An 8,218-nucleotide genomic window follows, 5' to 3' on the forward strand; every position below is an offset into this window, starting at 1 on the left:
AGGTCGAAAAACAAAACGGGGACGGCCCGGAGACCGTCCCCGCCAATGGACGGAAAAACGCTACTTGCCGGCGTTGGGGAAGAAGAGCTGCTTGCCTTCCAGCTTGAACTCGGCGATGCGCTTCTGGGTGGAGGGGGCCACCCACCAGTCTTCAAACTTCTTGCCCAGGTCGGCCTTGGTCTTGGGGCACTGCTTGGGGTTCACGGTGATGACGCTGTACTGGTTGAACAGGGCCTTGTCACCTTCCACCACGATGGCCAGGGGGTTCTTGGCGCCCTGCTGGGCGTTGAACTTGATCCAGGTGCCGCGGTCGGTCAGGGTGTAGGCGCTCTTTTCAGCGGCCATGTTCAGGGTGGCCATCATGCCCTGGCCGGCGGAGATGTAGAAGGCTTCCTTGTCGGGATTGAGGCCGGACTGCTTCCACAGCTTGAGTTCGGCCTTGTGGGTGCCGGACTGGTCGCCGCGGCTCACGAAAGAGGCCTTCTTGTCGGCGATGGTCTTGAGGGCGGCGGCGGTATCCTTGCCCTTGACGCCCGCGGGGTCAGCCTTGGGGCCCACCACCACGAAGTCGTTGTACATCACCTGACGGCGGTCGATACCGTGACCGGCCTTGACGAATTCCTTTTCAGCGGCGGGGGCGTGCACCAGCAGCACGTCGGCGTCACAGTTCTTGGCGATCTCCAGGGCCTTGCCGGTGCCCACGGCCACCCATTTCAGCTCGATGCCGGTCTCTTTCTGGAAGGTGGGGGCCAGGAACTCCAGCAGGCCAGTATCCTGGGTGCTGGTGGTGGTGGCCATCATCAGCGTGTCGGCAGCCTGGGCCGGAGCGGCCAGGAAGGCGGCGGCCAGCACGGGCAGGAACAGTTTTTTCAGGTTTTTCATGATACGACTCCTTGATTGGTTGATGATGCGCCGCCGGTTCGGAACGGCGGCCCCTTGCGGGAAATATCAGTCCAGACACAGGCGCGCGGCCCGTGACGGGAAATGGGCGTAGACTTTCTGGCCCTCGTAGATGCCCACCCGGAGCAGGCCCGGCGTCTCCACCGTGGCGCACAGGCGCGAGCCGTCGCCCAGTTCCAGCGAGACGAAGGACTCCACCTGATCCTGGTGGATGCTCTGCACCGTACAGGGCAGGCAGTTGCCCATGCTGAGCGTGGCACGGCTGCGCGAGAGCACGATCTGTTCCGGGTCCACCAGCACGGTGACCACCTGGTTGGCGTGGATCTCCATATGCACGAACTGGCGCGTGCCGCACTGCACGCCAAGGCGCATGTCGCCGAAGGTGCGCACGCTCACCGAGGCCATGCGCATGCCCACGGAAATGTCCTCCACGATGCCCAGAAAGGAATTGCAGAGCGGGTCCGTGCCGGACGAGGGCCCCAGGGTCTTGTTCTGGACCATGCGCCGCGCGGCGCCGTCGGAGAAGTTGAGGAAGGCCGCGATCTGCGAAGGCTTTTGCTGGCCCAGAAATTTCTGCACCAGGTTGACCGGCACATGCAGGTCCAGAAGCTCCAGCCCGCGGGCGTAGCGGATGGCGCGCGGCCCCACCAGGGCCCTGTCCAGCCCCAGCGGCCGGGCCACGGCATAGAAGCTCTTGCGGATGAAGCCCTGGTCGAAGTGCAAAAAGTCCCTGCCCATGCTCTCGGCCTCGGGCAGGCTCAGGATGCGGCGCACATGGCGCATGGCGCTCAGGGGCAGCAGTACGTCCCGGCTGTTGGGACCCGGAACATGCACCATACCGGTCACGGTGTCCACATCCTTGCGGGCGTCCAGCTCCAGCGCCTCGCCAAGGCGCAGGCCGCCGTAACGCAGCAGCAGGAACAACAGATGCAGCCGGGCACGCGCCACCTTGCGCTGGGGCGTGGCGGCCTCGGCTTCCCACTGCTCCCAGCAGCGGGAAAGGGCTTCCAGTTTTTCTCGGGTCAGATGGGACACTGCGGCGGCTCTCTTTAGGGGCTGAACGTCTCGCGAAGACTGCGCAAGGCATACGACATTTCCCGGCTCTTGTCACGTTTTCGGCAGAATCAGGAATGATTTTTCCATGTTTTGGTGACCACCCCTCCGGCGGCGGGCAGCGGCAACAGACAGCCGGACGCGCACGCGCCGCTCCTGTCCGCAGGATGGCGCGAAAGCACGCCATGTCCGCTTTTTTCCGGCCCCTGCCTTGACACGGCAGCTTTTATGGCCCTAAATAGCCGTGACACGGATTTGCAATTTGTAACACCAAAAACCGGATGCGACCGTCAGGCCGACCGGAGGATGTCATGCCGACCCTCATAGCCTCCCTGCTGCGCAAGGCAGCGCTGCTGGTGCTGATGCTGCTGGCGCTCTCGCTGGCGGTCTTCTACATCTCGCGCCTGACGCCCGGCGATCCCCTGCAATCCTATTACGGCGATGCCGTGCAATCCATGAGCAGCGCCGAGCTGGACGCCGCCCGCCGGCGCCTGGGCCTGGACGGCCCCATCTGGGAACAGTACCAACGCTGGGCCGGCAACGTGCTGGACGGCGACTTCGGCATGTCGCTCAAATACAAGCGCCCGGTGGTGGATGTGGTCCTGCCCCTGCTGGGCAACACCCTGTTGCTGGGCGGGCTGGCCTACGCGCTGGTTTTCGTGCTGGCCATCGCCCTGGCCCTGCTCTGCGCCCGCTTCGAGCACAGCGCCCTGGACCGCCTCATCTGCCGGGTGGGCACCACGGCCTATTATGTCCCGGCCTTCTGGCTGGGCGTGCTGCTGGTGCTGGTCTTCAGCGTCAATCTGGAATGGCTGCCCAGCAGCGGCGCCTACAGCTACGGCAAGGCCGGCGACATCGCCGACCGCGCCCGTCATCTGGTGCTGCCGCTGGCCGTCATGGTGGCCAGCCACCTGTGGTATTACGCTTACATGATCCGCAACAAGCTGCTGGACGAAGTACGGCGCGATTATGTGCTGCTGGCCCGCTCCAAGGGCCTGGGCCGCACCCGCGTGCTCTGGAGCCACTGCCTGCGCAACGTCATGCCCACGGTGGTGGGCATCATGGCCATCTCCATCCCGCATGTGCTCAGCGGCACCTATGTGGCCGAAGCCGTGTTCAACTATCCCGGCATCGGCCTGCTGGCCATCTCCAGCGCCAAGTATCACGATTACAACCTGCTCATGCTCATGGTCCTGTTCACCGGGGCCATGGTCATCATCAGCAGTCTGCTGGCCCAGAGCATCAACGAGGCCATCGACCCGCGCATCAAGAGCGGTGAGGTGGTCTGCTGATGGACGAGACCCGTACGGCCCCCCACAGCGCCGCGACCCGGCCGCAGGAGGCCCTCCCCGACGATGCCTTCGAGCTGGTGGGCGCGGGCTGGCGGGAACACCGCCCGGCCCTGCGCCGTCCCGGCTGGCGGCAGCGCCTGGCCCGTCTGCCCCTGCTGCCCCTGTGCCTGCTGCTCCTGCTGGTGCTGGGCTGCCTGTGCGCGCCCTGGCTGGCCAACCACGACCCCGCCGAGTTCTACCTTGCCGACCGCAACACCCCGCCCGGCAGCCGGTTCTTTTTCGGTACAGACTCCCTGGGCCGGGACATCTATTCCATCATCTGGTTCGGCGGCCGGGCCTCCCTGCTCATCGGCCTGCTGAGCGCCGCGGTCATCACCGTGCTGGGCGTGGCCTACGGCTGCCTGTCCGGCATCGCCCCGGCCCGTACCGACGCCCTGCTCATGCGCCTTGTGGAGCTCGTCCAGAGCATCCCCGTGCTGCTGGTGCTGCTGCTGGCCGTCTCCCTTCTGGGCCCCCAGAACGCCCTGAGCATCGCCCTGCTCATCGGCGTCACGGGCTGGTTCGCCCTGGCCCGCATCGTGCGCGGCGAGGTGCGCCAGATACGCCACAGCGAATACATCCTGGCCTCACGCTGCATGGGCGGCAGCTTTGGCTGGATCATGCGCCGCCATCTGGTGCCCAATGTGGTCTCGGCCATCCTCTTCGTGGTCATCTCGGCCGTCAGCACCAGCATCGCCATGGAATCCACCCTCAGCTTCCTGGGCCTTGGCCTGCCTGTGGACGAACTTTCCTGGGGCAGCATGCTGGCCCTGGCCGACAAGGCCCTGCTGCTCAACACCTGGTGGGTGATCCTCATCCCCGGCCTGTTCCTGGTGACGGCCCTGCTCTGCATCACGAGCCTGGGTCACCACTTCCGCCGCAACAGCGTCCGGGGCCCCAGCAATCTCTGAACACCGGCAGGCCCCGCCTGCCCCGGATACATGCCGCCCGCCCGGGGGCATCTTTGTTCCCCCGTCCGCCGAGAACCTTCAACCCGGGCCCCGGGCCCGCCGCCGAGGAACCCCCGCCGTGAAACGATCCCTGCTGTCCTGCTGCCTGCTGGCTCTGGCCCTGCTGACCGCCCATCCGGCCCCGGCCGCCGACATGGCCAACACCCTGGTCTATGCCGGCGAGAACGAGGACACCATCAACCCCGTGCTCAGCCCCCATCAGGAACTGCCCACCATCATCTTTTCCGGGCTCATGAAGTTCGACGCCAAGGGCCTGCCCGTGCCCGACCTGGCCAAAAGCGTGGACTATGATCCCAAGACCCTGACCTATACCTTCCACCTGCGCGACGGGGTCAAATGGCACGACGGCGCGCCCTTCAGCGCCCGGGACGTGGTCTACACCTACACGGCCCTGACCAGCGACAAGACCCTGACCTCCACCATCACCAGCAACTATCAGGACATCAGCCGGATCTCGGCCCCGGACGAGCGCACCGTGGTCATCCGGCTGGCGCGGGTCAATGCGGCCATGCTGGACAATTTCTGCATGGGCATCCTGCCCGCCCACCTCTATGAGGGCCACGACATCAACACCGTGCCCGCCAACCACGTTCCCGTGGGGACCGGCCGCTTCAAGTTCGTCTCCTGGGACACGGCCGGCGGCATGATCGTGCTGGAGCGCAACACGGACTATTACGGCAAGGTGCCGTCCATCGAGCGCATCGTCTACAAGACCGTGGCCGTGGAGAGCACCAAGGCCCTCATGCTGCGTTCCGGCGAGGCCGACCTGGCCTGGCTCAACGCCAAGTATGCCCGCACCTTCCGCGGCAAGGACGGCTTCACCACCGTGGACTTCACCACCGCCGACCTGCGCACGGTGGCCATGGACTTCCACACGCCCTTCTGGCAGCGCAACAAGGACTCCATCGCGGTGCTCAACTACGCCGTGGACAAGCAGGCCATCGTGGACGGCGTGCTGGCGGGCCAGGGCTTCCCGGCCTTCAGCCCCATCCAGACCAGCCCGCTGGGCGGCAACCCCGCTGCCGACGTCTATCCCTATGACCTGAAAAAATTCGCGGCCGAGATGGAGCGCCTGGGCTGGAAAAAGGGCCCGGACGGCATCTACGCCCGCAACGGCGAGCGCTTCTCCTTCACCATCCAGGTGCGCGACTACGAAGAAGAGCGCGTGGACATCATCAACGTCCTGTCCCGCCAGTTCAAGAAAGCCGGGGTGGAAATGAACATCGCCCTGGTCACGCGCTTCGACTGGAAGGCCGGTTACAACGGCTATCTGGCCGGTTTTGCCGCCGAGTTCGACCCCGACGGCGTGTTCAAGAGCTTCGTCACCGGCGCCAGCGACAACAACATGGCCTATTCCAGCCCCAAGGTGGACGAGCTGCTGCGTGAGGGCCGCGCCACCGAGGACCCCGCCAAGCGCAAGGCCGCCTATCAGGCCTTTGAAGTGGCCTATGCCGCCATGCCCGCGCAGCTGCCCCTGGTCTACCTGCACGGCAACTATGTGAGCGTGGCCGGTCTCAAGGGGCTGGATACCACCCGCGTCCTGGGGCATCATGCCGTGGGCGTCATGTGGAACATCGAAGACTGGACCCTGCAGCGCTAGACGCCGCAGGAAGATGTTTCTGACGGGGGTGCCGTCGTCCGCAGGCCGGACGCGGTGCCCCCGTCGTCTGCCGTCCTGCGGCCCCCTGTCCCGAACCTGACGCGCCGCACCGGCCGGATGGCCCGCCGGGAAACGACGCGGGCGCGGCTGCCGTCCCCGCGCCGTACGCTGTCCGGCGCCCTTCTCCAACCTCAACCCCGTCCCTGCCATGACGCCCCTGCTGCAACTGGAAGACCTGCACATCACCTTCGCTACCCCCGCCGGACAGGTACAGGCCGTGCGCGGCGTCGATCTGGAACTGCACGCCGGGGAGACCCTGGCCATCGTGGGCGAATCGGGCTGCGGCAAGTCCGTGCTTTGCCGTTCCATCCTGCGCCTGCTGCCAGACAATGCCCGCATCTCGGGCCGCATCCTGCTGGAAGGCCGCGACATCGTGCCCTGCAGCGAGCGGCAGATGCGCGCCGTGCGCGGCCCGCAGGCCGCCATGCTCTTCCAGGATCCCATGGCCAGCCTCAACCCCACCCTGCCCGTGGGCGACCAGATCATGGAGGCCCTGCGCCGCCATCGCCGCATGCGCCCGGAGCAGGCCCGGCAGCGGGCCCTCGAACTGCTGGAACTGGTGGGCATCGACGATCCCGAGGCGCGCATGCGCCTGCAACCGCACTATTTTTCCGGCGGCATGCGGCAGCGCTGCGTGCTGGCCATCGCCCTGGCCCTGGGGCCGCGCATCCTGCTGGCCGACGAGCCCACCACCGCGCTGGACGTGACCGTGCAGGCCCGCATGCTGGATCTGCTGCGCGACGTGCAGCGCAAGACCGGCGTGGGCATCATCCTCGTCTCGCACGATCTGGGCGTGGTGGCCCGCGTGGCCGACAGGGTGGCCGTCATGTACGCGGGGCGTCTGGTGGAGACCGGCAGCGCCGCCGATGTCTTCTACGATCCCCGGCATCCCTACACCTGGGGCCTGCTGGGGGCCCTGCCCGCGCTGGCCGTGCGCAGCGGGCAGTTGCGGGGCATCCCCGGCATGCCGCCCAGCCTGCTGGACCCGCCGCCGGGCGATGCCTTTGCGGAGCGCAACGCCTGGGCCATGAAGGTGGACTACCAGCGCATGCCGCCCTTTTTCGAAGTCAGCCCCGGGCACAAGGCCGCCACCTGGCTGCTGCACCCGCAGGCCCCCAAAGTGGAGCCCCCCCTGCACATCACGCCGGGCCGGGGCAGTGCCAGCCTGTGCTGGACCGACAGCGCCCATGCGCTGGAGATGTCCGACAGCCGCTATGCCTTCGGAGAGGGCCACCAGCGCCTGCATGACCGTCTGGCCGCCCAACAGGGGACAGCCGCGGCATCCACAGATGGCCATACGCACGGCCATCCCCACGATGATGACGACCGCCCCCTGCTGGAATTGCAGGATCTGCGTCTGCACTTCCGTCCCGGCAGGGGCCTGACCGTCCGGGCCGTGGACGGGCTCGACCTTGCCGTCCGCCGGGGCGAGATGTTCGGTCTGGTGGGTGAATCCGGCTGCGGCAAGTCCACGCTGGCCCGCGCCGTCATGGGCCTGTATCCGCCCACCACGGGCCGCATCCTCTTCGACGGGCACGACATCCACGACCAGGCCCCGCACCTGCGGCAGGAACGCCAGCGCCAGATGCAGATCATCTTCCAGGATTCCTCCGCGGCCCTGAACCCGCACATGCGCGTGGAAGACATCATCGCCGAGCCCTTCGTCATCCAGAACGTCTTCCGCGATGCCCGCCAGCGCCGGGAAGAAGTCGTCCGCCTGCTGGGGCATGTGGGGCTCGATGCCGGTTTCCTGGACCGCTATCCGGCCGAGATCTCCGGCGGCCAGCGCCAGCGCGTGGCCATCGCCCGCAGCGTGGCCCTGGAGCCGCGCTTCATCGTGGCCGACGAGCCCGTGGCCTCTCTGGATGTCTCCATCCAGGCCCAGATCATGGCCCTGTTCCGCCATCTGCGGCAGGGGCACGATTTCACCTTTTTGTTCATCGCCCACGATCTGGCCATGGTGCGCTACCTCTGCGACCGCGTGGGCGTCATGCGTCACGGCCGTCTGGTGGAGCTGGCCCCCACGGAAGAGCTGTTCGCCCGGCCCCTGCATGCCTACACCCGGGCCCTGCTTTCGGCCATGCCCGTGCCGGATCCCCTGTTCGAGCAGCGCAAGGAGATCCTGCCCTGTCCTGATGACGAAAGCGACGGCACGTGGCGCGAGGTCCATCCCGGCCACTGGCTGCGTGGCTGAGTGTCGGGCGGTGAGGAAGGTGTTGGGGAGCGTTGTGGGGGGGGGGGGGGGGGGGGGGGGGGGGGGGGGGGGGGGGGGGGGGGGGGGGGGGGGGGGGGGGGGGGGGGGG

At 67.1% G+C, this 8,218-nt stretch carries 6 protein-coding genes; 4 read left to right on the forward strand and 2 right to left on the reverse strand.

All coding sequences use genetic code 11. The features are described from left to right. Positions 1-60: 60 nt before the first annotated feature. Entirely contained in the window at positions 61-882 is an 822-nt protein-coding gene (locus tag HF854_RS08155) for an ABC transporter substrate-binding protein (RefSeq protein WP_006006696.1), read from the reverse strand. A 66-nt stretch (positions 883-948) separates the two neighbouring features. Beyond that, positions 949-1,935: a TOBE domain-containing protein gene (locus HF854_RS08160; protein ID WP_168935842.1), complete on the reverse strand. Its 987-nt coding sequence runs from the start codon at positions 1,933-1,935 to the stop codon at positions 949-951. 329 nt (positions 1,936-2,264) lie between these two features. Between HF854_RS08160 and HF854_RS08165 the strand changes: the two genes are divergently transcribed. The 4 genes from HF854_RS08165 (at position 2,265) to HF854_RS12725 (ending at position 8,109) form a co-directional block, all read left to right on the forward strand. Then, on the forward strand, positions 2,265-3,245 hold the full coding sequence (locus tag HF854_RS08165; protein WP_168935843.1) for an ABC transporter permease: 981 nt from the start codon (positions 2,265-2,267) through the stop codon (positions 3,243-3,245). Continuing rightward, complete coding sequence (locus HF854_RS08170; protein WP_168935844.1) at positions 3,245-4,195, forward strand: ABC transporter permease; 951 nt, start codon at positions 3,245-3,247, stop codon at positions 4,193-4,195. The genes HF854_RS08165 and HF854_RS08170 overlap by 1 nt, the downstream gene beginning before the upstream one ends. Before the next feature lie 118 nt (positions 4,196-4,313). Then, positions 4,314-5,855, forward strand: coding sequence for an ABC transporter substrate-binding protein (locus HF854_RS08175; RefSeq protein WP_321031849.1), 1,542 nt, complete (start codon positions 4,314-4,316; stop codon positions 5,853-5,855). Positions 5,856-6,063: 208 nt separating this feature from the next. Next, the gene (locus tag HF854_RS12725) at positions 6,064-8,109 is read left to right on the forward strand and encodes a dipeptide ABC transporter ATP-binding protein (protein ID WP_168935845.1); all 2,046 of its coding nucleotides are present in this window, start codon (positions 6,064-6,066) and stop codon (positions 8,107-8,109) included. The last annotated feature ends 109 nt before the right edge of the window (positions 8,110-8,218 follow it).

Source organism: Desulfovibrio piger (genome assembly GCF_012843875.1).
Classification (GTDB): domain Bacteria; phylum Desulfobacterota; class Desulfovibrionia; order Desulfovibrionales; family Desulfovibrionaceae; genus Desulfovibrio.

Excerpts from the sequence above, each read along its gene's own strand:
- HF854_RS08155 (WP_006006696.1), bottom strand. The coding sequence starts at position 882 with ATGAAAAACCTGAAAAAACTGTTCCTGCCCGTGCTGGCCGCCGCCTTC.
- HF854_RS12725 (WP_168935845.1), top strand. The coding sequence starts at position 6,064 with ATGACGCCCCTGCTGCAACTGGAAGACCTGCACATCACCTTCGCTACC.
- HF854_RS08165 (WP_168935843.1), top strand. The coding sequence starts at position 2,265 with ATGCCGACCCTCATAGCCTCCCTGCTGCGCAAGGCAGCGCTGCTGGTG.
- HF854_RS08170 (WP_168935844.1), top strand. The coding sequence starts at position 3,245 with ATGGACGAGACCCGTACGGCCCCCCACAGCGCCGCGACCCGGCCGCAG.